This window comes from Streptomyces sp. TG1A-8, assembly GCF_030499535.1.
In the GTDB taxonomy this organism is placed as follows: domain Bacteria; phylum Actinomycetota; class Actinomycetes; order Streptomycetales; family Streptomycetaceae; genus Streptomyces.
This window is the reverse complement of sequence record NZ_JASTLB010000001.1, coordinates 6,821,155-6,845,124: the sequence shown is the minus strand read 5'-3', so window position 1 is coordinate 6,845,124 and position 23,970 is coordinate 6,821,155. Positions and strand designations below refer to the sequence as shown.

At 69.9% G+C, this 23,970-nt stretch carries 22 protein-coding genes and 5 pseudogenes; 17 read left to right on the top strand and 10 right to left on the bottom strand.

Annotated elements, in window-relative coordinates; translation table 11 throughout:
* The first annotated feature begins 350 nt into the window (after nt 1-350).
* From QQY24_RS30405 to QQY24_RS30395, 3 genes and pseudogenes are all read left to right on the top strand, one after another.
* Entirely contained in the window at nt 351-1,502 is a 1,152-nt protein-coding gene (locus QQY24_RS30405) for a globin domain-containing protein (RefSeq protein WP_301975901.1), read from the top strand.
* On the top strand, nt 1,499-2,170 hold the full coding sequence (locus QQY24_RS30400; protein WP_301975900.1) for a pyridoxamine 5'-phosphate oxidase family protein: 672 nt from the start codon (nt 1,499-1,501) through the stop codon (nt 2,168-2,170). The genes QQY24_RS30405 and QQY24_RS30400 overlap by 4 nt, the downstream gene beginning before the upstream one ends.
* A gap of 353 nt (nt 2,171-2,523) precedes the next feature.
* Nucleotides 2,524-2,675, top strand: a pseudogene (locus tag QQY24_RS30395) (IS481 family transposase); the annotation flags it as partial.
* A 33-nt stretch (nt 2,676-2,708) separates the two neighbouring features.
* Here the strand turns inward: QQY24_RS30395 and QQY24_RS30390 are convergent.
* Nucleotides 2,709-3,749, bottom strand: a complete 1,041-nt coding sequence (locus tag QQY24_RS30390) for an amidinotransferase (protein WP_301976400.1) — start codon at nt 3,747-3,749, stop codon at nt 2,709-2,711.
* 425 nt (nt 3,750-4,174) lie between these two features.
* A complete protein-coding gene (locus QQY24_RS30380) occupies nt 4,175-5,167 on the bottom strand; it encodes a TerC family protein (protein ID WP_301975898.1) in 993 nt (330 codons plus the stop codon).
* A gap of 468 nt (nt 5,168-5,635) precedes the next feature.
* Between QQY24_RS30380 and QQY24_RS30375 the strand changes: the two are divergent.
* The 6 genes and pseudogenes from QQY24_RS30375 to QQY24_RS30350 form a co-directional block, all read left to right on the top strand.
* A pseudogene (locus tag QQY24_RS30375) lies at nt 5,636-5,812 on the top strand (inorganic phosphate transporter); the annotation flags it as partial.
* A 159-nt stretch (nt 5,813-5,971) separates the two neighbouring features.
* Nucleotides 5,972-7,153: an ISAs1 family transposase gene (locus QQY24_RS30370; protein WP_301975897.1), complete on the top strand. Its 1,182-nt coding sequence runs from the start codon at nt 5,972-5,974 to the stop codon at nt 7,151-7,153.
* A gap of 113 nt (nt 7,154-7,266) precedes the next feature.
* A pseudogene (locus tag QQY24_RS30365) lies at nt 7,267-7,389 on the top strand (inorganic phosphate transporter); the annotation flags it as partial.
* 56 nt (nt 7,390-7,445) lie between these two features.
* On the top strand, nt 7,446-7,670 hold the full coding sequence (locus QQY24_RS30360; protein WP_301976434.1) for an inorganic phosphate transporter: 225 nt from the start codon (nt 7,446-7,448) through the stop codon (nt 7,668-7,670).
* Complete coding sequence (locus tag QQY24_RS30355) at nt 7,655-8,131, top strand: inorganic phosphate transporter (protein ID WP_367658026.1); 477 nt, start codon at nt 7,655-7,657, stop codon at nt 8,129-8,131. Before QQY24_RS30360 ends, QQY24_RS30355 begins: the two co-directional genes overlap by 16 nt.
* 185 nt (nt 8,132-8,316) lie before the next feature.
* Nucleotides 8,317-8,580, top strand: a pseudogene (locus tag QQY24_RS30350) (transposase family protein); the annotation flags it as partial.
* A 158-nt stretch (nt 8,581-8,738) separates the two neighbouring features.
* Here the strand turns inward: QQY24_RS30350 and QQY24_RS30345 are convergent.
* The 4 genes from QQY24_RS30345 to QQY24_RS30330 all read right to left on the bottom strand — a co-directional run bounded on the left by QQY24_RS30345 (nt 8,739) and on the right by QQY24_RS30330 (nt 13,451).
* The gene (locus tag QQY24_RS30345; protein ID WP_301975896.1) at nt 8,739-9,497 is read right to left on the bottom strand and encodes an HAD family phosphatase; all 759 of its coding nucleotides are present in this window, start codon (nt 9,495-9,497) and stop codon (nt 8,739-8,741) included.
* A gap of 32 nt (nt 9,498-9,529) precedes the next feature.
* The gene (locus QQY24_RS30340; RefSeq protein ID WP_301975895.1) at nt 9,530-10,297 is read right to left on the bottom strand and encodes a HisA/HisF-related TIM barrel protein; all 768 of its coding nucleotides are present in this window, start codon (nt 10,295-10,297) and stop codon (nt 9,530-9,532) included.
* A 1,039-nt stretch (nt 10,298-11,336) separates the two neighbouring features.
* A complete protein-coding gene (locus QQY24_RS30335) occupies nt 11,337-11,729 on the bottom strand; it encodes a hypothetical protein (protein ID WP_367658025.1) in 393 nt (130 codons plus the stop codon).
* A 450-nt stretch (nt 11,730-12,179) separates the two neighbouring features.
* Nucleotides 12,180-13,451 carry an NAD(P)-binding domain-containing protein gene (locus QQY24_RS30330; protein WP_301975894.1) on the bottom strand — a complete coding sequence of 424 codons (1,272 nt, stop codon included), beginning with the start codon at nt 13,449-13,451 and terminating at the stop codon, nt 12,180-12,182.
* 549 nt (nt 13,452-14,000) lie between these two features.
* Here QQY24_RS30330 and QQY24_RS30325 point away from each other — a divergent pair.
* The 3 genes from QQY24_RS30325 (at nt 14,001) to QQY24_RS30315 (ending at nt 15,753) form a co-directional block, all read left to right on the top strand.
* Nucleotides 14,001-14,378 carry a helix-turn-helix transcriptional regulator gene (locus QQY24_RS30325; RefSeq protein ID WP_301975893.1) on the top strand — a complete coding sequence of 126 codons (378 nt, stop codon included), beginning with the start codon at nt 14,001-14,003 and terminating at the stop codon, nt 14,376-14,378.
* Between the two features lie 220 nt (nt 14,379-14,598).
* Nucleotides 14,599-15,204, top strand: coding sequence for a hypothetical protein (locus tag QQY24_RS30320; protein WP_301975892.1), 606 nt, complete (start codon nt 14,599-14,601; stop codon nt 15,202-15,204).
* 33 nt (nt 15,205-15,237) lie between these two features.
* Nucleotides 15,238-15,753: a DUF4396 domain-containing protein gene (locus tag QQY24_RS30315; protein ID WP_301975891.1), complete on the top strand. Its 516-nt coding sequence runs from the start codon at nt 15,238-15,240 to the stop codon at nt 15,751-15,753.
* A gap of 137 nt (nt 15,754-15,890) precedes the next feature.
* Here QQY24_RS30315 and QQY24_RS30310 read toward each other — a convergent pair.
* The 3 genes and pseudogenes from QQY24_RS30310 to QQY24_RS30300 all read right to left on the bottom strand — a co-directional run.
* Nucleotides 15,891-16,247: pseudogene (locus QQY24_RS30310) on the bottom strand (pyridine nucleotide-disulfide oxidoreductase); the annotation flags it as partial.
* Complete coding sequence (gene arsB / locus QQY24_RS30305) at nt 16,244-17,362, bottom strand: ACR3 family arsenite efflux transporter (protein ID WP_301975890.1); 1,119 nt, start codon at nt 17,360-17,362, stop codon at nt 16,244-16,246. The pseudogene QQY24_RS30310 and the gene arsB, both read right to left, overlap by 4 nt.
* The gene (locus tag QQY24_RS30300) at nt 17,359-17,667 is read right to left on the bottom strand and encodes a helix-turn-helix transcriptional regulator (RefSeq protein WP_301975889.1); all 309 of its coding nucleotides are present in this window, start codon (nt 17,665-17,667) and stop codon (nt 17,359-17,361) included. The genes arsB and QQY24_RS30300 overlap by 4 nt, the downstream gene beginning before the upstream one ends.
* A gap of 93 nt (nt 17,668-17,760) precedes the next feature.
* On the opposite strand from QQY24_RS30300, the gene QQY24_RS30295 reads away from it, so the two are divergent.
* A complete protein-coding gene (locus QQY24_RS30295) occupies nt 17,761-18,183 on the top strand; it encodes an arsenate reductase ArsC (protein WP_301975888.1) in 423 nt (140 codons plus the stop codon).
* 541 nt (nt 18,184-18,724) lie between these two features.
* Here QQY24_RS30295 and QQY24_RS30290 read toward each other — a convergent pair.
* The gene (locus tag QQY24_RS30290; protein ID WP_301975887.1) at nt 18,725-19,579 is read right to left on the bottom strand and encodes an NAD(P)H-binding protein; all 855 of its coding nucleotides are present in this window, start codon (nt 19,577-19,579) and stop codon (nt 18,725-18,727) included.
* Between the two features lie 86 nt (nt 19,580-19,665).
* Here QQY24_RS30290 and QQY24_RS30285 point away from each other — a divergent pair, with 86 nt between their 5' ends.
* The 4 genes from QQY24_RS30285 to QQY24_RS30270 all read left to right on the top strand — a co-directional run bounded on the left by QQY24_RS30285 (nt 19,666) and on the right by QQY24_RS30270 (nt 22,715).
* Nucleotides 19,666-20,262, top strand: coding sequence for a TetR/AcrR family transcriptional regulator (locus tag QQY24_RS30285; protein WP_301975886.1), 597 nt, complete (start codon nt 19,666-19,668; stop codon nt 20,260-20,262).
* A gap of 499 nt (nt 20,263-20,761) precedes the next feature.
* A complete protein-coding gene (locus QQY24_RS30280) occupies nt 20,762-21,013 on the top strand; it encodes an NfeD family protein (RefSeq protein WP_301975885.1) in 252 nt (83 codons plus the stop codon).
* Between the two features lie 10 nt (nt 21,014-21,023).
* Nucleotides 21,024-22,193, top strand: a complete 1,170-nt coding sequence (locus QQY24_RS30275; protein ID WP_301975884.1) for a flotillin family protein — start codon at nt 21,024-21,026, stop codon at nt 22,191-22,193.
* A 168-nt stretch (nt 22,194-22,361) separates the two neighbouring features.
* Nucleotides 22,362-22,715, top strand: coding sequence for a nucleotidyltransferase domain-containing protein (locus QQY24_RS30270; protein WP_301975883.1), 354 nt, complete (start codon nt 22,362-22,364; stop codon nt 22,713-22,715).
* The last annotated feature ends 1,255 nt before the right edge of the window (nt 22,716-23,970 follow it).

Here is a 23,970-nt window from a genome sequence, read left to right as displayed (position 1 = left end):
CTTCGGTGGCTCATCCGGGCTGGGTGTCGTCCTCTCTCCGCGGAAACGAGCGAGCGGACCGGACGGGCGAGTCCGTCCCGGGGCAATGCGGACTGGGCCGAGGTGCCTTGCACGCATCACCGAACTGGACGAAGGGCTCTGTCTTGACGGCAGTGGCGCGTCGGCGGGGCACGCCTGGGATCAACGGTGACGGGCGGGTTCAGATCCATGCAGCACACCTGGGACACAGACAGGCCGCCGGGGCCGGCAGACGGATGGGGGAGACCGCTCCACCGGGCCCCGTCCCCGCCGCGATGGCCCAGCACACCGCAACCGCACAGCCTCCTGTCAGCGCTGAGGACGTCGCATTGGTGCGGGCCAGCCTGGCGGTTGTCGCGCCTCACGTCGCCGAGCTGGCCGTGTACTTCTACGACATCCTCTTCGCTCGCTACCCCCAGGTCAGGGACCTGTTCCCGGCCGAACTCGACGTCCAGCGGGAACGGCTGGTGCGTGGTCTGCTGCGCATCGTGGAACTGGTCGACGATCCCGCCAACCTCGTGGCGTTCTGCTCCCGTCTGGGGCGCGGCCACCGGAAGTTCGGCACGCAGAGCGCGCACTACCCGGCCGTCGGCGAATGCCTGCTGCAGGCGCTCTCTCACTACGCTGGGCCGGCCTGGAGCCCGGAGGCGGCGGCGGCATGGCACCGGGCCTACACCGCTGCCGCGAGCGTCATGGCCGGCGCCGCCGAGGAGGACGCGCGTCACCGGCCGGCCGTGTGGCACGCGCACATCGTCGAGCACGTGCACCGTGGCTCGGGAATCGCGGAGATCACCGTCCAGCCACAACTGCCGTATCCCTTCGTGGCCGGCCAGTACGTGAGCATCGAGACGCCTTGGGCACCGAGACTGTGGCGGCACTACTCCCCCGCGCACGCCCCACGGCCCAACTCCCAGCTGACCTTCCACATCCGTGCCGTGCCCGGAGGCGCAGTCAGTAATGCGCTGGTCCACCACGCCCGTCCAGGAGATCCCGTCCGGCTGGGCCCGCCGGAGGGCGACATGGTGCTACGTCCGACCGCCAAGCGGGACCTGCTCTTCGTGGCCGGCGGCACCGGCCTCGCTCCGATGCGCGCCCTGATCGAACAGGCGGCCCGGGAGGGCATCGGCAACGGCCAGGAAGTCAGTCTGTTCATCGGCGCCAGAACCGCGGACGAACTGTACGGGCTCGATGACATGCTGCGCATGTCCCAGCGCTACCACTGGCTTCGCGTCCGGGCTGCGGTGTCCAACGAGCGCATCGTGGGCCTGGAGGGCACGCTGCCCGAGGTACTGGCGGAATTCGGCCCCTGGTACCGGCACGAGGCTTACCTGTGCGGCCCGCCGCAGATGCTCGGCGAAGCCGTGCACGCCCTGCGAAGGCACGGTGTCCCGCCTCACCACATCCACTATGACCCCTGGGACGTCCCCGTCCTGACTGCCCCCCTGGGGCCGCCCCCGTCCGAAGAGGAGACCGACGAGCTGTGAACGGCCCCGAGACGATCGGTTCTCTCGGTGAACGACTGCTGCAGCAGCAGCTCGGCACCACCGACCGAGCAGCCGACTTCTATGACCGCCAGGTCCACCCGTACCTGACGCCCGCCATGCGGGAGTTCATATCCCGGCAGAACATGGTGTTCCTGTCGACCGCGGACTCCCGGGGAGCCTGCGACAGCAGCTTCCGCTCCGGGCTGCCGGGATTCTGCATCTCCCTCGACGACCACACTCTGGTCTACCCCGAATACCGGGGCAACGGTGTTCTGGCCAGTGCGGGGAACATGACCGAAAACCCCCATCTCGGCATGCTGTTCATGGACTTCACTCATGATCACATAGGGCTTCACGTCAATGGCACCGTACGCCTGTACACCGACCGCGAACTACGCACGTGGTACCCGCACCTGCCGACTGACACCGCGCCCGGTCGCCAGCCCCATTTGTGGGTCCACCTCACCGTCGACGAGGCCTACGTCCATTGCTCCAAGCACATCCCCCACCTGGAGCCGGCCCCACGCCCCCGCCCGGCCGCAGACCGACAGCGGCCCAAGGACAGCGCCTACTTCACGGAGCCCGCTCCTTCTCAACAGGACCCGGACGCGGACGAGAGCGACGCGCGCCTCCCTTCCTGGCGAGACCGATTGCGGCTACGCCACTGATTCCGTCGGCTCGCCGCCCCCGCGGTTCCTGACCCAGCCGCCGTCGCCGACCTCGCCCACGGCCGCGGGGGCCACCGGCAGCGATGCCCCATTGCCGGAACCACGGCAGGCGGGCAGGTCCGGCGCCCCCACTCCAGGAACGCCGCGCACTGCGCACCGGTCACAGCCGCCGCAGCCCAGGCACGCGACAACCTCGGCCGGACAGACTCCGATCGGCGGATGTGGCGCGCCGGGCCGGGACCGGCCAGTCGAGGTCGGCGGTGCGGAGCCGGTTGCGGGCTCACCCCGGCGCGCTCACAGCGTGAGCCGACCGGTGTACTTGCAGGTCAGGTTTCGAGCGCACCCCGCTGCAGGAGTGGGCCTACGCCCGCCCCCACCCGTTGGAAAGCGAGCGCCGGAAGCGTTCTCCCAACGACTGCACACCTACCATCACCACCGCGGACACACCGCGCTCAAAGGCCACCCACCCGCCAGCCGCGTCCCCGACCTCACGGGTCAGTACACGCTGGCCCTGTGGCGTTCATGCGCGGTGGGCCGGTCAATCGGCATGCGAGGGCAGGGGGCCGCGACGCCGGACATCGAGTGTCGCGCAGTGGAACGAGCCGCCGAACGGCGCGTAGTGCAGGAAATCGCACGGGATCGGCTCGAATCCCCATCGCTCGAGTGCGTGCAGCATGCCGGTGTGATGCCTTTCCGCGATCACTCGTTCGGCGTCGATCATGAGGACGTTCATGCTGAGCCACTTTCCGCACATCGACGTGATCCTGAGCAGGCGTTCGCTGATCGGGGTGGGTTCGGGGGCGGTCAGAACGTCCCAGGAGTCCAGGATGGCGGGCAGGCGGTCCACGTCGACGTGTTCGGGGTTCACCAGTACTTTGCCAGGGGCGAGCGGGACGAACGTCGTGTCGATGTGCATGGGTGTGCGGCAGCGGCTCTCGATTTCGTGGATGCGGTAACCGGGCCCCAGGTGGCGTCGGAGCCAGTCGATGCCCATGCGGTTGGTGACGTTGCTCCGGGTCACGAACAGGTCGCGTCCGGCGCGCACGAAATCCGCTGCATCGAAGACCGGCTCGAACTCGGTGAGGATGTAGCGCATGGGCTCACCTTCTCCGGGGGCGCGAAAATCCGCTTCGAACAATGCGTCGGTGAGCTGCGGTTTGGGGGCTGCCGTCCAGCGCGCTCCACGCCGGAAATAATCCTTGAGGATTTCGCGGTAGGAGTGGGTCTCGAAGTACCGGCACGGCCAGGCCATCGGAGTTTCGATGATCTCGTCGCCGATCACGAGCAAGCTGTCACGTGGGCAGGTGTTGCAGAACCCTCGCGACGACCAGTCGGGGGTACCGAAGGGTCGCCTGTGCTCCACCGCGTCCGGGCGCCTGACCGTGATGTCCAGGGACCGCAGGAGCGCGATGAACTGGTCCAGCTCCTGCTGCGCCTGCTCGATCAGCTTGTGCGGGTACCTGAAGCCGGCGGCAAGCCCCTGCAGCCGCGCCGCCCACGGCGGAATGTTGCACGTCACCACCGGATGGCTGGAGGGAATCGTCGCCCCGTCGAGTCGTCCGACAATGATTTCCTCCAGCGGGTCCCACTCATTGTGCGAACAGACCGGCGAGGCGAGGGGCTCGACAGCGGCCGCAGCCGGCGGTGGCGGGCTGCCACCGGCATCGCCCGCTGCCGGCGGATTACCTGGTTCGCTCACCACCGTGGCACTCCACCGCCTCCCGCTCGGAAAAGATGTATCCGGCACGCCGAAGGATTCCCGCGCGCTGTCCAGCGAGCCGCCTGCCTTCTCGGGGCTGACGCCGCCGCGTCAGCGGCGGTGGAAACTGCGTTCCGGTTTCACCAGGTACTCGGGGCAATCGGGGTTGTGGCAAGAACCCGGTCCCCACACGGGAACGAAGACCCCGAAGCTCTTTCGGCGTCTTTGGACTGTCACACCTACGGGATGCTTGCAGATCGGGCACGCAAGCTCCCTTCCACCACCGTCTCCATACTTCTTTTTGTTCATTCTTTAATATTAGGTTGTGGTTCCTCCTCTTCAACCCCGGCGGGCGCAGGATGCGGCGGCACGGGCCGCCGCAGGCTGAGGACGATGGACGCGGCCAGCACGACGACGATGACCGCGAGGCTGACCGGTGAGGGGATCTCCGGGATGCCGGGGCTGATCAACTTGTGGGACGCCTGGAAAATGAGTTTGACGCCGATGAAGGCGAGGATGACCGCGAGGCCCTTGTTCAGGTAGTGGAAACGGTCCAGCAGGCCCGCGAGCATGAAGTACAGGGCACGCAGCCCCAGGATGGCGAACGCGTTGCTGGTGTACACGATGAAGGCGTCGTCGCTGACGGCGAGCACGGCAGGCACGCTGTCGACGGCGAAGATCAGGTCGGCCGCCTCGATGGCGGCGACCACCGCCAGGAGCGGGGTGGCCACGCGCCTTCCCGCTTCCTTGACGAAGAACCGCATGCCCGCGTACTCGTCCCGAACCGGGACGATCCTGCGGAGCAGCCGCAGTGCGAAGCTCTTTCCCGGGTCGAAGCTGTCCTCTTCGTCCTTGAGGAGCTTGTAGGCGCTGTAGAAGAGGACCGCGGCGAACGCGAACAGCACTGCGGTGAAGCGGCTGACGACGGCGACCCCGAGGGAGAGGAAGATCCCGCGGAAGACCAGCGCGCCCATCACGCCGAAGAACAGCACACGGTGCTGGTAGGCACGGGGCACCTTGAAATAGGCGAAGATCACGGCGAAGACAAAGAGGTTGTCCACCGACAGGCTCTTCTCCAACAGCCACGCGGTGGTGTACTCGGTGCCGGCCGTCGTGCCGAGGACCAGGAAGACCACGGCGGCGAAGACCAGAGCCAGCCCCACCCACACGCCGCTCCATGCAGCGGCCTCCCTGAAACCGATGACATGCGCGGTGCGGTGGGCCAGCAGATCCACCGCCAGCGACACCACCACCGTCGCGGCGAACGCTCCCCAAAGCCAGAGCGGGACCTCGAGCATGCCGGTCATCCTCTCTGCGGCCGTACGCCGTACGCGGACCCTTACACAGGAGTCTGCGGCATCTCGCGGCACCGGGCGACTCCAGGACGTTCCTGCCGGCTGGCCCGTCCGGCGTCCTTTCCTGTACATCACACGCGGCGCCCACCCAGGCGATCCCCCCGAGCCGCCGACCGGTGTTCCCGCAAGGTGACCGCCGAATGCGCACAACCACCCGCCGGGCAACCGTGTGTGGACAGCACCGGCGTCCGCCCGGCGCAGCAGGCGGGCGGACAACCTACGCGCCGATGACGCAACGGACACGGCGATGTCGCCGAGGTTGTTGATCCCGCGCCGTGGCGCGGAAAGCTGTGATGACGCCGAGGACGGCGTGCGCGGATCCGACGGCGTTTCCGCGGCACCGTAGAAGCGCCCGCAGGCACCTATAGCCTGCCCGGCGCCTGACCTTGCGCGGCGAAAGACGATCCGGCCATGGAGCTCACTCTGGTGGCACTGATCGTCATCGTGGGACTGTCCTTCGACTTCACCAACGGCTTTCACGACGCCGCGAATACGATCGCCACCTCGATTTCCACCAGAGCCCTCACTCTCCGCGTGGCGCTGGCCATGGCCGCCGTGATGAACTTCTGCGGCGCCTTCCTGGGCACCGAGCGGGGTCTTTGAGAAGTCGCGAGGTGGGCGGTTCGCCTGCTGAGTGCCGGATGCGACGGCTTGTCGACTCCTGCCGGCGGCGACCCTGGACGCGGAACGGGCATGGCCGCTGGTGATCATGTGGGTGTCGAGTCCGTATGAGCACCAAGCGAGTCCATGCCTGCGCCCCCGTCTTCCCGCACGCCCTTGTGCCTGCGGCAACTGGGGGACACCTCCGGCCCTTCCCCGGTGGAGACGGCAGCTGACCTGCGGAATCATCTGGCCGCGGTGCCTGACCCACGAGGACGCCGCGGCATCCGTCACCCATGGGCGGCCCTGCTCGCCGCGGCGGCCGCCGCCGTTGTGGCCGGCGCCGCCCCAGTCACAGCGATCGCAGAGTGGGTCGCCGATGCGCCGCAGCGCGTCCTGGCCCTACTCGGGTTCCGGCCCGACCCGCTGACCGGCCTGATCCGGCCGCCCCACGCCACGACCATCCCTCTCGTCCTGGCCGCCGCGCACGGCGACGCCCCGGACCGGGCCATCGGCGACTTCCCTCAGGAACGCACGGCCCCGGCCGCAGGACGACGGGTCATCAGCGTCGACGGCAAGACACTGCGCGGCTCTTGCACCGCGCAGTGTCTTGCCGTTGCCCTGATCGCCGCGATGACCCGCAGCGGCCAGGCCCTCGCCCAGCGACAGGTCGACGGCAAGAGCAACGAGATCCCCGCCTTCGCCCCGCTTCTGGACGGCACCGACCCGACCGGGGCCGCTGTCACCGCGGACGCCCTGCACACGCAGCACGACCACGCCACCTACCCGCACGAACGCGAAGCGCACGACCTGGCCGCGGCCAAACGGAACCACCCCGCTCTCCACGAAAGCGTCCGGCGCCTGCCCTGGCGAGACGTTCGCCTGGACCCCTACGAACGCGGACGGGGCCACCACCGCGAGAAGATCCGCCGTCCGAAGTCGGCCGCGTTCGCGCACCTCGACCACCCATACGCCCGCCAGGCCCTCCAAGTCGTGCGCTGGAGACGAAAGCTGGGCACGGGCGAACCGACGATCGAGCGGATCCACCCGGTCACGAGCCTGCCGCCCGGCGCGGCCACCGGCAGCGCACCCGCCGCCTGGACCCGCGGCCACCGGCACACCGAGAACCAGCTCCACCACGTCCGCGACCGCACCCTCCGCGAGGACGCCCCGAAAATCCGCACCCGCCACCTGCCCCGCGTCATGGCCGGCCTGCGCAACCTCGGCGTCGGCGCCCACCGCCAGGACGGCCACACCAACACCGCCGCCGCCCTCCGCCACACCGCCCGCGACCGCCTGCGGCCCCTCACCGCCCTCGGGCCGACCTGACGCATCCGGGCACAAGATCACTCCTCAAAGACCCTGGGGCACCGAGGTCGCCAAAACAGTCGGCAGCGGCATCATCGGCGCATCCGAGGGGGGTCTCGGGACTACTGCTGGTGATGTGCGCACTCATCGTCGCAATCGGATGGAGCGTCTTCACCTGGTGGCGTGGGCTGCCGACCGCCTCCTCCCACGCCCTGATCGGCGGACTGGTCGGTGCGGCCCCCGGAGCCTCCCCCACCGTGCGATGGTCCGGCACCGTGGACAAGGTCCTGCTGCCCATGCTGCTGTCCCCCTGGTGGGCATCGCCCTCGGTTACACACTGCACGCGCTCATCCTGTGGACGTTCCGCCGCGCCACGCCCCGCCGCACGACCCGGCACTTCCGCATGGCGCAGACCGTCTCCGCCGCTGCCATGGGTCTGGGCCACGGGCTGCAGGACGCACGGAAAACCATGGGTGTGATCGTGCTCGCCCTGGTCACAGCAGGCCGGCAGGACGACTCGCCGTGCGCGTCCGGGTAATCGCCGCTGTGGCCGGTCACCATTGCGGCCGGCACCTGCACAGTGGCGGACGCCGCATCACCACCACCCTGGGCCGGCGCATCGTCCACCTCGGTCCTCCGCGCGGCTTCGCCGCCGAGACCGCAGCCGCAGCCGTCCTCTACACCACCGCGTTCCTGCTCAAAGCCCCCTTTCCCACCACCCAGACCATCACCGCCGCCATCCTGGGCGCCGGTGCCACCCGGCGCGCCTCAGCCGTACGCTGGCAGGTGGTGCGCTCCATCCTCACCGCCTGGATCCTCGCCTTCCCAGGGGCCGGACTGCCCTCAGCGGCGGCCTACCTCATCCTGCAACGCCGTCACCGGCCTGTGACTCGCGCAGGAGGCCGACCATGCCCACGCCACCCCGAACCGGACTGCCGGACGGTCTTCCGGCGCCCGCCCGTTTCGCCCGTCTGCACCCCGACGGCGGCGTCTGCCTGATGGAGTCCGCCGCCCTGCTGGCCACCGGCCGCTTCACCGACAGCCCGCCCCGCGCCCACCCCGTGCTCGCCGCCCTCGCCCACGCCGCCAACGACAGCGTCGGCGACTCCGCCCGCCACGCCTTGTGGCCGCTGGCCACCGACCTCGCCAGCGCGTATCCCCTCGACCGCGCCCACACACCCCGCCGAGCGTCGCCCGGCCGCACCCACGACCTGACCGCAGCCCGCGCACACGGTGTGATCCAAGCCCGCCCGCCCCGTCGGCTCCTCGTCCTGGCCGACCGCGCCCACCAGGGCGCCGGTGCCACTGTGTGCGCTCCCCACCACCGCCACCACGGGCTTCCCGAGCACTACCAGCAGTACGGCCAGGACCACGCCCGGCTGCGAGCACCGGGCGAACGCGCCTTCGCGCGCCTCAAGCAATGGCGGATCCTCCGCAAGGCCCGGTGCAGCACCAACCGCATCGGGCGCACGGTCGTTGCCGTTCACGCCACCGGGATCGCCTGGCACTCAGGATGGGAAGCGGTCGGTCAGCGGCCGAGGCACCCTCTTCGCCGAGACCGCCGGACACCTTCCAGATCTTCCTGGACCAGAACGAGATCCCCCGGTCAAAGCAGTGACGAGCCCTCGGTAGCTGAGCCCGACCGTCCAGGCTCCCCGACAGGGTCAAGCTGGTGCGCGGTGGAGCGCAGGCAGAACTCCTCGGCGTCCGCCACGGTGAGCACCGCACCGGCCGGGTTGCCACGGAAGGACACCGCCTCGAAGCCCGGCACGGCGTGGCGGGCGCCGCTGCTACGCAGGGCTCCCCGATCGCCGCGGCTCACTCCGAGGCAGGTGGCGCCGGCAGCAGTGGCTGCTCGCACCCCGCTGGAGGTGTCCTCGAAGACCAGGCACTCGGCGGCAGGCAGGCCCAGGCGGCGCGCGGCGAGCAGGTAGCAGTCCGGCGCGGGCTTGCCGCGGGCCGCCTCGCCCCAGGTCACCGTGGTGTCGAACAGGCCCGCCAGCCCCAGTGTGTCCAGCGCCCGTGAGGCACGGACCGTTGAGGCGCCGGTGACCAGGGCCAGCGGGACATCCGCGGCGGCCAGTGCCCGCACCAGGTCGGTGGCGTGCGGAACCGGCTCACACGCCAGGTCCGGCTCGGCCGCACGCACCCGTGCCAGCACCTCGGCCCGGTCCTGCTCCGTCAGCGGAGCGAAGAGCGTCTCCACGGTGTGCTCGGGAGCACAGCCGAACGCATGGGCCTTCAAGTCACCGTCGCTGAGTACCAGTCCGGAGTCCGAGGCCAACCGGTGCCACAGGTCGGCGATGGCCCGGTCGGTATCGACGAGGACACCGTCCATGTCGAACAGCACGGCAGAGAACTGCACGGGTGGTACCTCCGTTGTGCTTCTTTGCTTACTTACTTGTCGAACGGACCGATCAGGCCCTGGTCGGCCGCGAGCCGCCCCGCCTCCACCGCCAGCCGCATGGACGTAGCGAGTCTGGCGGGCTCGGGGGCCTGTGCGACCGCGGTGTTGACCAGCACGGCGTCAGCGCCGAGTTCCATCGCACGGACGACCTGAGCGGGAGTGCCCAGACCGCCTTCCAGGATCACCGGGACGGACACGGCAGCCATGGTCTCGCGCACCGCACGCTCGTCCACCACACCCTTGGCGCTGGCCACGGGCGAACACATGATCCGTACGGCGCAACAGCCGGCCTCCTCCAGCGCGCTGGCCGTAGCGGGGTCGGGCAGGATGAACGGCAGGACCTCGAACCCCTCCGCCATCAGTTCCGCCGCCGCCGTGACCGTCTGGGCGTTGTGCGGCAGGTTGTCCGAGGGCCGGACGTCGAGCTTCATGATGTCGATCCCGTAGGACTCGCGCAGTCGGCGTGCGGTGAGCAGGGCGTCCTTCCGGGAGCGGGCGAAGGACGTGGTCCCGATCCACACGTAGTCGTCAAGCTCCACCGCCTCGTCCAGGTCCGACATCAGCAGGCTCGGCCTGGTCTGCTCCAGATCGAAGGTGGTGATGAAGACGTCGCACGAGCCGGCCCGCAGGACGTCGGCGACCAGGGCGGGGTCGGTGTACTGCTCGATACCGAGAATGAGGCGGGAGTGGAATTCACGACCGTTGAGGGAGAGCCAGGGTTCGGTATCCACAGCGGTGTTGACGGCAGACGCGGTCATGGCGGTCGCCCTTCGTTTCAGGGGAAGAATGGCGATGGATCAGTGACATTTCATTACACATCTGGAATTCTGCCGGCGAATGCACCCGCGGGTTCATCGCCGTACAGTCGCCTTCTGGATCCCGGACCCGAACGACCCGACCGGCGGCCTCGCCGGACAGTTGCGCAGTCGTAGATGTCCCGGTAAACATCGACTTTCACCCTGGAAAGCGAGGGACCGGTTGACGCAAGACCGCCCCGCTGGAATCGCTTGGTGCGCTCCAACCAAGCATCCACGGCCGAAGAAGGCCCTTCCTCGTTGGTTACTTCGAGCAAGCCGAACCATCCGGGTAAAGCCGTACAGGGGAGTGAACGTGCAGCGGAAACCATAGTTGCAGGAACCCCCGAAGAGGCGGGAGCGCTCGATCGAAGCAGAAAACAGGGCGGTCGACCTGTAAATTTCCGCCTCCAAGGGGATGCGATCCGACAATGCAGGATAAAGCCTGACCGGCACATCGACCAGGCCGGCACACCCAGGGTGGAGCATCGACCGGTGACGAGTAGCCACTCTTCTGCTATTTTCAATGCCTACGGTCCCGCCTCCGAGAGGTTCACGCCGGGACGGAATTTCATCCGGTTGGGTGTGATCACTCGAAAGTCTTCGAGGCCTTGGATTTTCAGTACGTGGAAACGTCAGGCCGTCCCGGATTCTATACGGTAGTCATCCCCGTCGCTGCCAACGTGAGGCAAACCGCTCGGCACATACGCCGAGCGATTGCCCTTGATCAAGTTACAGGTGGCTCACGATGGTTGCGCAGCACTTTTGCGCCAAGGTCGCCATCCTCCCCCACAGGACACGAACCGTCCGGTCGACCACTTCATCGGCGCCAGATTTTTCCCCCGAACCGCCAGTCGGCCTCCATTCATCCGGTTGCTGCGCTTTTTGCTCGAAAGGCCGTCCCGTGACCGCCGGCCCGTAGCGAGCCGACCTTGTCGTGACCGGCGTGATTACGGCGTCGGAATTGTCCCCGATAGCCCGTTGGTGAGCTTTTTCAGTGTGGTTACTGAACGGGTGACGGTGTTGCAGGGGACGAGGGACCGCGACGCACGAGGCTCCCGTACCGTTGAAGGAGGTGCTCGACGTCTCGACCCGCCAGCGGCCTTGTCCCGTCGGCTCTGCCGAGGATCCCGAGCACGTTGCCGTCCTGGCCGGCGACCCGCCACAAGTACTCCAGCCCACCGTTGATCCTGATGAAGACCTCGTTCAGGTGCCACTTGCCGCCGGTCCGGGGCCGGTGACGGCGTAATCCGTTCGGGTAGGCCTGGCCGCACTTGGCGCACCAGCGGCGGACGGTCTCGTAGGAGACGATGACACCGCGCTGGAGCACGGACTCCTCGACCTCACGGAAGCCGAGCGGGAATCGGCGGTGCAGCCACACGCAGTGGGAGAACACCTCGACCGGCTACCGGTGCCCCTGTACGACGGCGACGTGCTTCCCACGGACGCCCCCTCCCGGCATGATCAACCCGAAGAGCACTCCACCCCGCCAGCCGACGTGACAGCGCCCGGCGGTCCCGGCAACCGTTCCGGGCCGAAGCTCGACGGCCGGCATGATGAGCGGATGGACGCTCCTGCCCCGATCGACCTGGACACGTGGCCGCGCCGACAGCACTTCAAGCACTACCGCCGGCTCGTGCGGCAGCGGCGCTCTTCCTCGGCATCGGCAACCAGGCATGGCCGGCCGCCCACGCCGCCCTCGTGACCACGGTCGCCCACGGCCGGGAACGCGACGCCGCCCCCGCAGGGGACCGCGCCCTGCGCAACGCCGGCCTGGGCGCCGGTGCACTCCTCGCCACCGCATGCCTGGCGGGCGGCACCACCGCATTGCAGGCGCTGGCAGCCGTCACGGGGTGTCGAACACTCCGGCGCCGCCGCAGACTCCGGTCTCGGGCAGGGTGAGTTCCGCGCGGTCGGCGGACTCGAGGTCCCCGGCGATGGCGGCGGCGATCGAGCGGACCTGCTCGTAGCCGGTCATCGCAAGGAAGGTCGGGGCGCGGCCGTAGGACTTCATGCCGACCAGGTACACACCCGTCTCCGGGTGGGAGAGCTCGCGGTGGCCGTGCGGGGAGACGGTGCCGCAGGAGTGCTGGTTGGGGTCGATCAGCGGCGCGAGCGCGGCGGGCGCCTGGAGTCGCTCGTCCAGGCCCAGGCGCAGCTCGTCCAGGAAGGACAGGTCGGGGCGGAAGCCGGTCAGCACGACCACCTCCTCGACCGCGTCCAGACGGTGCCCGTCCTCGCCGACCAGGATCAGACGGCCGTCGTCCGCCCGCTCGATTGCCTCGGTGCGAAACCCGGTGACCGCGTCCGCGTGGCCGGCGTCGACGGCGGCCTTTGCCGCCAGGCCCAGGGCGCCGCGGGCGGGGAGCCGGTCGGCTTCACCGCCGCCGAAGGTGGAGCCCGAGATGCCCCGCCTCAGGATCCACACGCCCTTCGTTCCCGCGCCGTTGTCGGAGTTGGCGAGGTCGGCGAGGGCGGTGAGGGCGGAGGCACCGGAGCCGATCACGGCGGTGTGCTTGCCCGCGTACCGGGCGCGGACAGCGGGGTCCTTCAGGTCCGGGACGCGGTAGGTGATTCGGTCTGCGGCGGCCTTCTCGCCGAGCGCCGGGAGGCCGCTGCCGCCGGCCGGGCTGGGCGTGGCCCAGGTACCGGAGGCGTCGATGACGGCGCGGGCGAAGACGCGCTCCTCGCGGCCGTCGGCGTGGGCGACGTGCACGACGAACGGCTGCTGCTCGCGGTCGGCGTCCACGATGCGGTCCCGGCCGGCCCGGGAGACACCGGTGACCGTCGCGCCGAGACGGACGCGGTCGCCGAGGATGTCGGCGAGCGGCTGCAGGTAGAGGTCGACCCAGTCGCCGCCGGAGGGGTAGGTGGCCGGGTCGGGGCGTGTCCAGCCGGCGGGGGCGAGGAGTTTTCCGGCGGCCGGGTCGACGACTTCGCCCCAGGTGGAGAACAGGCGCACGTGCGACCACTCGCGCACCGCGGCGCCAGCGGTGGAGCCGGCTTCCAGGACCAGGGGCTCGACGCCCCGGTCGATCAGGTGGGCGGCGGCGGCCAGGCCGACGGGGCCGGCCCCGATCACGACAACGGGCAGCTCGGCGGTGGCGGGCGCGTTCACGGCGACTCCTTGCGTGTTTCGACATCCGTCGATGGCTTGCGCGCCCCACCATGACATCTGTATTGATAAGCGTCAACATAGACATTTATCGAAACCGGGGGGTTTGTCGACGGAGCACGTCGACGTCACCGTCATCGGCGGTGGTCGGTCCGGACCCACCACCCCCGGGGCGCCGCCGCGGCACGGGGTGCGGTCGGCCGCTCTGGAAGCGTCCGGCCGCCCGGCCGGGTCACGGCCGCGCCACTACGACAGCCTCACGCTCCTTTCGCCCGCCCGGTACAGCTCCCTGCCCGGGGCACCGCTCCCCGCACCGCGACGAGGTCGTCGCCCACCTCACCGCCCACGCCGGCCGGCTGGGCGCCGGAATCCGCACCGGCAGTCGCATCACCGGGGTCCGCCGCACCGGCGGCGTCTCCGCGAGCGCAGCCTGCCGTCGAACCCGCCGCGCGGTGTGGGCCGGGACGCGGACCGCGCCGCCCAGCACCCGACCGCCCATCTCGCGCCGGTGACGGACCCCCGCACTGGTTCGACGCGTGTCAACATAGACGCATGTCGAATGCGAAGGTGCTGCCGCTTCTCGAGCCGGCCGACGGTCAGGGCGCGGCGCCGTGCTGCCCGCCGCTGGCCGAACGCCCGATGACCGCCCAGGAGGCCGAGACCGCCGCGCGGATGTTCAAGGCGCTCGGGGACCCGGTCCGCCTGCGGTTGTTCTCCGCCGTGGCCTCACACGAGGGCGGCGAGGCGTGCGTGTGCGACATCTCCGACGTCGGCGTCTCCCAGCCCACCGTCTCCCACCACCTGAAGAAGCTCAAGGAGGCCGGGCTGCTCACCTCCGAGCGGCGCGGCACCTGGGTGTACTACCGCGTCGAGCCGTCCGTGCTGGCCGCCATGGGCCAACTGCTGGCAGGTGCCTCGGCCACGGCATGACACATCCGGACTCGAGCCGCGACACCCGGGGACGCCGCGGCGGTGGGCAGTCGCCAAAAGCGGTGGTGGACGAGGCGGGCGGTTGCCACCCTGACGGGACGGAGGAATCAGAAGACCGGTTGGGCCTGCCCCGACCCCGCCCCGCTGGGCCGATGCCGAGATCGCCGTCCGGGGAGGTGTCCGCGGGGACGACCTCGCCCTCGCGGGCGGCCGTCTGCGAGTGGCCCAGACCGCCGCCCGCCACTGGATCGCCCACGGCCCGGACGACCTGCCGCCCCTGCCGATCCCCTCCGACTACCGGCACAGCGTCGAGCTGTCGCTGAAGCGGCTGATCCGCAAGGCCGCCCCGCGCGCGCCGCGCGGGGGCCGTGCAGGAGAAGAGGACCTCGGCCCCGGCCAGTGGGACAAGCGTCTGCGCACCCACGACATCAGGAAGCTTTCGGACCGCCTCGACCAGCACCTGGCCCCGCTGGACCCTTCCGAAGCGGAACGGCGCATCGATCCGGAGTCCCGGAGCCAGCCGAACCGGCCGGCGCCCGGCCGTGCCCAGTCCGAGAAGGTGAGGGCGCCGGCGGCGGACGTCAAGAAGGCCCAGGCCCCGGAGATCGAAACCCTCTCGGAACGACTGACGTCCCGGGGCGGGACCGTGCCCGCCGGGGGCGCCATGAGCCGGCTCCTCGACAAGAGCGGACCCTTCCCACGGCGGGGGCGGACCCGGACGGCCCGCCCCCGCCGTGAACCTGGCGCTGCGCGGCACTTCGTTCAGGTTCCGGAACCCCGGAATACCCCCAGGGGGTATACGGTTCACGGGTGCGGGGCCCGATGACGGACCACACTGGACGGGAATGGGGAGACGGCCATGAACCACAGCACGCATCACTCCGGCACCGTGCACGACCACGCCGACCTTCACGGCCGGGCCGCACACCGCGGCCCCGCCGGTGCCTCGTGGTCGACGGCGGCGAAGGCCACGCTGCACTGCCTGACCGGCTGCGCCATCGGCGAGATTCTCGGCATGGTCATCGGCACCGCCCTGATGTGGGGCAACGTGCCCACCATGGCCCTGGCCATCGTCCTGGCGTTCGTGTTCGGCTACTCCTTCACGTTCTTCACCGTCCGCCGCGCCGGCCTGGACTTCAAGACCGCCATCAAGGTCACGCTCGCCGCCGACACGGTCTCCGTTGCCGTGATGGAACTCGTCGACAACGGCATCATCGCCCTGGTTCCCGGAGCCATGGACGCCCACCTGTCCGACCACCTGTTCTGGACCTCGCTCCTGGGCGGCTTCGCCGTGGCCTTCCTGCTCACCACCCCGGTCAACAAGTGGATGATCGGCCGGGGGAAGGGTCACGCGGTCGTCCACGCCCACCACTGACCCCGAAGGCCGTCAGGCGGCCCGCTCGCCGTGCACACCGCGGACGACGACATCACTCCCAAACGCTTGAGCGACATCAAAACCCGCTGACATCGATCAAGCCCTCCCGCGCGAGGTGCCTCCCGAAGCGACCTTCAGGGGCCGGTGTCCGCTTCGATCAGCAGGCGGTCGCCGCCGCGACGTACGGCGTGCACGCGGGCGTCGTGCCGGACGGACAGGCCGTAGCGCTTCTCGTAGCCGGTGAGGCAGTCCACCACGTGCCCGGCGCCGGGGTAGGTCTCGCTCACCTGGGCGGGCATGACCCGGCCAGGCAGTGAGGAGTGCTCGGCCGGGGAGAACAGGTGCGGGGAGTGCCACATGTGCTGTCAGGACCCGCCCGGCGCCGGATCGGCGTCCAGGATCGCGGAGTCGAGGCCCTGGCGGCGCAGGTGGTGGCCGACGGCGAGTCCTGCCTGGCCGCCGTCGACCACCACCACATCCGCATGCTGCGTCACGGGGCCGTCGTCACCGCGCCAGGGGCGAACTCCTTTCGCCAGGCGAGCGCGACGTGCACCAGGCCGATGAGGACCGGCACTTCGATGAGCGGTCCGACGACGCCGGACAGGGCCTGGCCGGAGGTGATACCGAAGGTGGCGATGGCGACCGCGATGGCCAGCTCGAAGTTGTTGCCCGCCGCGGTGAGGGCGAGGGTCGCGGTGCGGTCGTAGGCCAGGCCGAGTCCCTTGCCGAGGAGGAAGGCGCCGAAGAACATGACCGCGAAGTAGACCAGCAGCGGCAGCGCGATCCGCACGACGTCCAGCGGCCGGGAGGTGATGGTCTTACCCTGCAGGGCGAAGAGGACGACGATCGTGAACAGCAGCCCGTACAGCGCCCACGGGCCGATCCTCGGCAGGAATTTCGCCTCGTAGTCGGTACGGCCGAGCTTCTGCTCGCCGATGCGGCGGGTGAGGAAGCCGGCCAGCAGCGGGATGCCGAGGAAGACGGCGACGTTCAGTGCGATGTGCCGCACGGACACGTCCAGCCCCTGGCCGTCGCCGAGATTCATCCAGCGCGGCAGCAGGTCGAGGTAGAACCAGCCCAGCAGGCCGAACGCGAGGACCTGGAACACCGAGTTCAGCGCGACGAGCACAGCAGCGGCCTCGCGGTCTCCGCACGCGAGGTCGTTCCAGACGATGACCATGGCGATGCAGCGGGCCAGGCCGACGACGATCAGTCCGGTGCGGTACTCGGGCAGGTCCGGCAGGAAGATCCACGCCAGCGCGAACATCACCGCCGGCCCGACGATCCAGTTGATGACCAGCGAGGAGACCATCAACTTCTTGTCGCCGGTCACGCGGTCGAGCTTGTCGTAGCGGACCTTGGCGAGGACCGGGTACATCATGACCAGCAGGCCGAGCGCGATCGGCAGGGAGATCCCGCCGATCTCGATCTTCGCGAGCGCGTCGTTCATGCCCGGGACGACCCGGCCCAGTCCCAGTCCGACGGCCATGGCCAGCACGATCCACACCGCGAGGTAGCGGTCGAGGGTGGAGAGCTTCTTGACGATCGAGTCGTCCCCGGCCGGGCCGGCGCCCTGGGAGCGGGCGGTGGTGGGCTCGGTGGGGGTCACGGGCAGGCCCTCTTGTTCTCGGCGGCGGTGCGGGCAGAGGCGGCGAGCTCGGCGAACTGCTGGGAGATCCCGGTCAAGACCTCGGGCTTGAGCTTGTAGTAGGTGAAACGGCCGCACGGCTCGGTCTCCACGATCCCGGCCTCGCGCAGCACCTTCATGTGGTTGGACAGGTTGGTCTGCCTGGCTCCGGTCTCCTCGACCAGGTGCGTCGTGCAGAGCGTCTCGCACGCCAGCAGGGTCACGATCTTCAGGCGGAGCGGATCGCCCAGCACCCGGATCACATCAGGATCGACTGAAGTCAGCATGCACTGATACTGTCACATCACCTCCCGCTGATATCAGCGGGAGGTGATGTCATTGGCGGGGGGTCCGCCGTGCGACGAGAGAGAACGACCACCATGGCCGACAAGCCGTCCGTCCTGTTCGTCTGCGTCCACAACGCCGGCCGCTCCCAGATGGCCGCCGCCTGGCTGACCCACCTGGCCGGAGACCGCGTCGAGGTCCGCTCCGCCGGCTCCCACCCCGGTGACCGGGTCAATCCGGCCGCCGTCGAGGCCATGGCCGAGGTGGGCATCGACATCTCCCAGGAGACGCCGAAGATCCTCACCATCGATGCGGTCCGCGAGTCGGACGTCTGCATCACCATGGGCTGCGGCGACACCTGCCCCGTCTTCCCCGGCAAGCGCTACCTCGACTGGAAGCTCGAGGACCCGGCCGGCCGGGGCGTCGAGGCCGTCCGCCCGATCCGCGACGAGATCAAGGGCCTCGTCCAGGGCCTGATCGCCGAGATCGCCCCGGCCGAGCCGGAGACGACGGCGTGAGCGAGATGCGCGACGTCGTCGACCGCACCTGCCGGCGGGCCATCACTGCCGCCGGCACCGGCGCGGCCGCGGCGCCGGATGCCGAGCGTCGCCTCGCCGCCCGTGGCGCGGCAGGGGCCGGGCCGGCGACCGCCGCCGTCCCGGCCCGAGTGGCACCCACAGGCGGGGTCACCCGGAAACTCACCGGACAGCCCCGCCGCCGTCGTTCTCGCCACGGCCGTCAGCGGGAAAGCAGACGGATCACACTCAGTGACCACGGCTTGCCGACCACACCCGGCTGCCGGCACCACGAGAACGAGTCCTCCCCCACCTCAAGCGACGGCGGGTCCTCCGCGAGCCCACCGCAACACCAACCGGAACGGCCGGACCGTCGCCGCCACCCACCCCAGTGGGACCGCTTGGCAACCAGGGTGAGGAAGGAGGTTCAACGCCCCGGCCCGTCCGAGCCTCACGCGCACGCGCCCGGCACGTCCCGAAGACGGGGCCGGGACGACGGCGGACTGAGGGCCGCGGCCGGGAGCGCAGGTCGCGGTCGACGGGGTCACGAACCCTCCGTGAACGCGGTGGCGTGGTCGGCGGCCCACCGGCGAAACGTTCGCGGCGCCGTTTCGAGGATGTCGGCCACCGCAGTGGTGACGTACGCGGGCTGTCCGACCGCCGCGCTCCACGCGGCGAGCAGCATGTCGACGACCGGGCCGGGCGCCGCACCCTCCGACAGGCTCCGGAACTCGTCCGGCGTCATCTCCTCGAAGGCGATCCGGCGACCCAGGACGTCGCCGATGACGCCCACCTGCGCAGCCTGGGTCAGCGATTCGGGGCCCGTGAGGACGTGGTCGCCCCCGACGCATCCGTCCTGGTGGAGCATGCGCGCCGCGACGGCTGCGACGTCGCGGTCGTCGACCGGTGCCGTCTCGGCAGCGCCGTGAGGCCACCGGACGACCTCGCCGGCCCGGATCGCGGGCGCCCACCAGGCCAGCGAGTTCGACGCGAGCATCCCCGGCCGGATGATCGTCGACTCGAGTCCGGTGGCCGCGATGAGCCGCTCGATGTCGGCGTGTAGCACCGCCATGGGGTTGGGCTGCTGGAAGAAGGGGTGCGGCGTCTGGTGCGGGGAGGAGAGGAAGACGACCCGCCGCACATTGGCCGCCAGTCGATCGACGACCGCCGCGGCGGTCCGAGGCGGGGCGGTCCAGACGAGGAAGACCGCCCCGGCGCCGTTCAATGCGGGGTCGAGCGTCCCGGGCACAGTGAGGTCGCCGGTGAAGACCTCGACCTTCGCCGGCAGCGTCGCCGCCGCCTCGGAGCGATGGGTGAGGGCACGGACCGGCACGCCCGCATCGAGGAGCCGGTCGATGACGACACGGCCGACCCGGCCCGTCGCCCCGGTTACGAGCACGGGAGGAATGTGTGTGTGATTCACCCGCCCAGGGAAACGTTACTCGGTTAAAAAAGCAACTCAGTTATAAATGTTACGGTGGTCGGATGAGTGAGCCGACGGGTCTGCGGGCCCGCAAGAAGGAACGGACGCGCGACGCCATCGGTGACGCGGCCGTCTCACTGTTCCTCGAGCGCGGCTTCGACCGCGTCTCGGTCAACGACATCGCCGCGGCGGCCGAGATCTCCAAGCCGACCCTCTTCCGGTACTTCCCCACCAAGGAAGACCTGGTGCTGCACCGGTTCGCGGACCACCAGGGCGAAGCAGCACGCGTCGTACGCGACCGCGGGCCCGGCATCAAGCCGGTGACGGCGCTGCACCGGCACTTCCGGGCCGGCCTCGACCGGTACGACCCCGTCACCGGCCTCAACGATCATCCGGAGGTGGTGGCGTTCCATCGGCTGGTGTTCACCACGCCGAGCCTGGCGGGACGGCTCACGCGGTACCAGCTCCAGGACGAGGAGGCACTGGCGGACGCCCTCGGCGAAGGCGTCCAGGCACGACTGCGAGCCGCCCAGGTACTCGCCGTCCAACGGGTGCTCGCCCGGACCAACTGGCAGAGGATCGCCGACGGTCGGACCGCCCGCGACGTCCACCCCGAGGCCGTGGCCGACGCCGACCGGGCATTCGACCGACTGCGGTGACGGGCGGCCCGGCCTGCCCCGGGGTGATCATGTCCCGCCGGGTGCGCGGGAACTCACTCACCTCGCCGGCCAGGTTCTTCTTGTCACCGCCGACCATGGTGGACCTCCGGCAGCTTGGTGCGCGACGCGTCGTCGGACGGGCCCCGGACCGGTCGGCACCGGACGTGGTGCGGATGAGGGCTTCGGTGGGGGCCGAGGGCACGGGTACCTCCTCTCGAGGGGACGGCGTGGACCTGTGCCGGTCGGCACGACGGCGCGGCGGCGGGTGGTCCCCGCCGTGAGACCACGCCGCGGCGTGAGGGTGGACGGAGCAGCCGGAGGCAGCCACCGGTGGGTCCCCTGGACGAGGGACGACTCGCCTCGTCCAGGGCGCCCCCTTCCGCTCCCTGCAGTCCCCGTGGCGGCCGGGCGGGCGGAGCACCGGGCTCCCGCACCGGGCCGCCGGTCCTCCTGGTCTATCGTCTGGATCCTGGGGCCAGGACGAGGAGGACGGCCGGTGATGCCGAAGGACGAGGCCGTGATCGGCCGCACGGGCAGGCTGCTCATCGGAACGCGCGGTTCCACGGGCCCCGGTGAGGCGCTGGTACGGGTACGCGGCGGTTCCGAGACCTTCCTCGCCTGGTCGGAGGAGCCCCTGCCGGTGGGCACGACGGTCCTCGTGATCGAATCACGGGGATGCCGCGAAGTCGGCGTCATCGAGTGGGTGGATCCATTGGACACGCTCGACGGGGGTACCGTCGGCGCAGGCTGAGGAGTCAAGCATGTTCGGATACCGCGTTCCCGCTCCCGACGAGGCGATGTTGATCTCGGGGGGCAGGCGGGGACTGGGGGGCGCGCCGTTCCGAGTGGTGACGGGGCACGGCAAGTTCGTGCTGCCGGTCTTCAGGAAGGTCCGCTTCCTCACGTTGTCGATGTGCGAGTCGGAGGTCACCGAGAACTGCGTGACCCGCCAGGGCATCGCGCTGCACGTCCGCGCGGTCATCGCCTTCAAGGTCGGCAACGACCACGAGAGCATCATCAACGCCGGTCAGCGGTTCCTCTCCGACCAGGACCAGATGTCCGTGCTCACCGGCCGGATCTTCGCGGGACACCTGCGGGCGATCATCGGTTCGATGACGGTCGAGGAGATCGTCACCGAGCGGCAGAAGCTCGCGGCCGAGGTCCTGGACACCTCGAAGACGGAGATGGCCAAGATCGGCCTGATCGTGGACTCCCTGCAGATCCAGTCGATCGACGACGGCGACACCGGCTACATCGACGCGATGTCCGCGCCGCACAAGGCGGCCATCCAGCGGCAGGCGCAGATAGCCCAGGCACAGGCCACCCAGGCCGCGGTCGAGGCGGAGCAGGCGGCGGCCCGCAAGCAGGCCGAGTACGCCCGGCAGACCGCCATCGTCAAGGCCGAGTACTCGGCCGAGGTGGACCGCGCCCAGGCGGAGGCCGCACAGGCCGGACCGCTCGCCCAGGCCCATGCCCAGCAGGAGGTGCTCGCCGCTCAGACGGAGCTGGCCCAGCGCCAGGCCGAGCTGCGCCAGCAGCAGCTCGTGGCCGAGGTCGTGAAGCCCGCCGAGGCCGAGGCCGAGCGGGTCAGGATCGTCGCCGCCGCCGAGGCGCAGCGGATGAAGATCCAGGCCGAGGCGGCCGCCTCGTACGACCGGGTGGCGCTGGACCGCATGCTGATCGACCAGCTCCCGCAGATCGTGAAGGAGGCCGCCGGCGGCCTGGCCGGTGCCAATGTCAACGTCCTGAACGGCGCGGACGGCCTCGGTGAGATCGCCGCCGGTCTGGTGTCCCAGGGCCTGACGATCCTCGATTCCGTCCGGCAGAACCTCGGCGGCCAGGACTCCGGGGAGCGCAAGGACAAGGCCCCGCTCCGGCTGGGCCCGGGCGACGACAGGAAGCCGGGCGACGGCCCGGTGAACGTCGACTAGTACTCCGGTTGGCACCGTCGCCCGAGCTGGTCGGCTTCGTTGTTCCGAACACGGTGGGGTGGGTCGAAGCCGGCCCGTGGGCCGGGGGCGGTGGTTCTGTGATCGGGCTGCCACGGGCGACCCGGTGACGTCGTTCCAGTTGGTGGAGCAACAGGTCATCTCGGCGCGGTGGTCAAGGGCCGCGAAGACGTCGTCGGCCTGTTCCCGGCGGGATCCTGCGCCCGCGACACCGCCCGACCGGACTCCGGCGTCGACTTCGTCCCGCCCACCACGGACGAGTCCCGGTATCTCGTTGAGGCCGCCCGGGCTTCGGACCTCGGGCTGGGCGCACCGATCTTCACCCGGCCGTGGGGAGCGATCGCGGAACGACGCTGTTCCACGGCCCTGGGCCTGGAGATCGAGCTGGGCATCGGCTCTCCTGCCCGGACGAGGACGGATCCCGTCGAGCACAGGACGCGCAGTGTCGCCACCGACGGCGCCAGCGTGCCGCACGGTCCGACGGGCCTCCTCGCCGCCCGCTGATCGATCGGCGCCGGAGACCGGGGTCGGTGGCGTGCGGATCGACGTTGCGCGGCGGGCACGGCGCGATCGTGCGGCGTGGGACCCTTCCCCGGCACGAGCGGGCCGGCCGGCACCGCCGCGGGCTCGGCTCATCACCGATCATGATGGGTACCGGAACGGATTGGGTCTTGGACGGCTCGCGTTCGGATGCTGGACTTGGGAGTGGCGGAGCGCACCACGGACAGCGGCGCGCCTCGTCCGCCGGTTCCGGGCCAGGAATCCCCCGTGCCGGCCCGGGACCGGATGCCCGGAGCCTCGCCGGACGGCCCGACGTATATGGATGGTAAATTCCTGCCGCAAATGCGGTGCATGATGAGAGGATCGCTTTCGCGACAGCAGCTCCTGCGCGTCGAGGGACGGACCTCGACGCCGCGCGGGCGTTTTCGCGTCAGACGGGGACACACGGGGGGATCGGATGGAGTTGCGGAAGACCGAACACGCCGCGACCGCGACCAGGAAGTTGCATTGCGGGAGGTTCACCGAGCGGCCGGACGCCGGACAGGCTGGGGGGCGGGTTATTCCGCGGGCGGCCGAACTCCTCGAGCCGCCGGTTTCCGAACACCTGCGGCCGGCACGGGAAAACACCTGCATTGCATTCCGGACACTCGGCGGCCGAAAGTACCTTGCGGGTTCCTGGGCCGAGGCCACGGCCCCGCCCGTCCTGGGCGCGCGTGGCACACCGGGGGTGACGTCACCCTTCCAGCGGTACGAGACGCTGGTCACAGTCGTGTCGGCCGTACGGCCACGGGTCGAAGCGAACCGCTGCCCGACCTGCGGGACACCCGCGTCGTCATTCTCGGCGGAATGCTCCCGAGCGCACGGAGCAGTTGAACATTCGACTATTCATGTCGGGCTCCAATGCGGGGAATTCGATTTCACGTGGTCGTAAACAAGCGCGTCTTGCACCGCTCAGGCCAACGACGATAGCGTTCACTTCACCTTCCGGAGTCGCAGCCGGCAACGTCCTTGCATGAGCGCTGCACCCGGAGAGATCAGGGTCCGTCCGGCAGTTGTTCCACGTGAGAATCTGCCGATGTGTCATACGGGCCTGTTGAAGCACAAACAAAGGCGACGAGGCACGGGGGACATCGCCGCTATGTGTCAGTACCGGAAGGACACCGGTTTTCCGTCGCGGTTCCACGGTGCAATCCATCGCTCGCGACCGAGTGCTCAATGCCGAGCACCCCTCACCCTCGCAGCCGCCACCTCGGACACC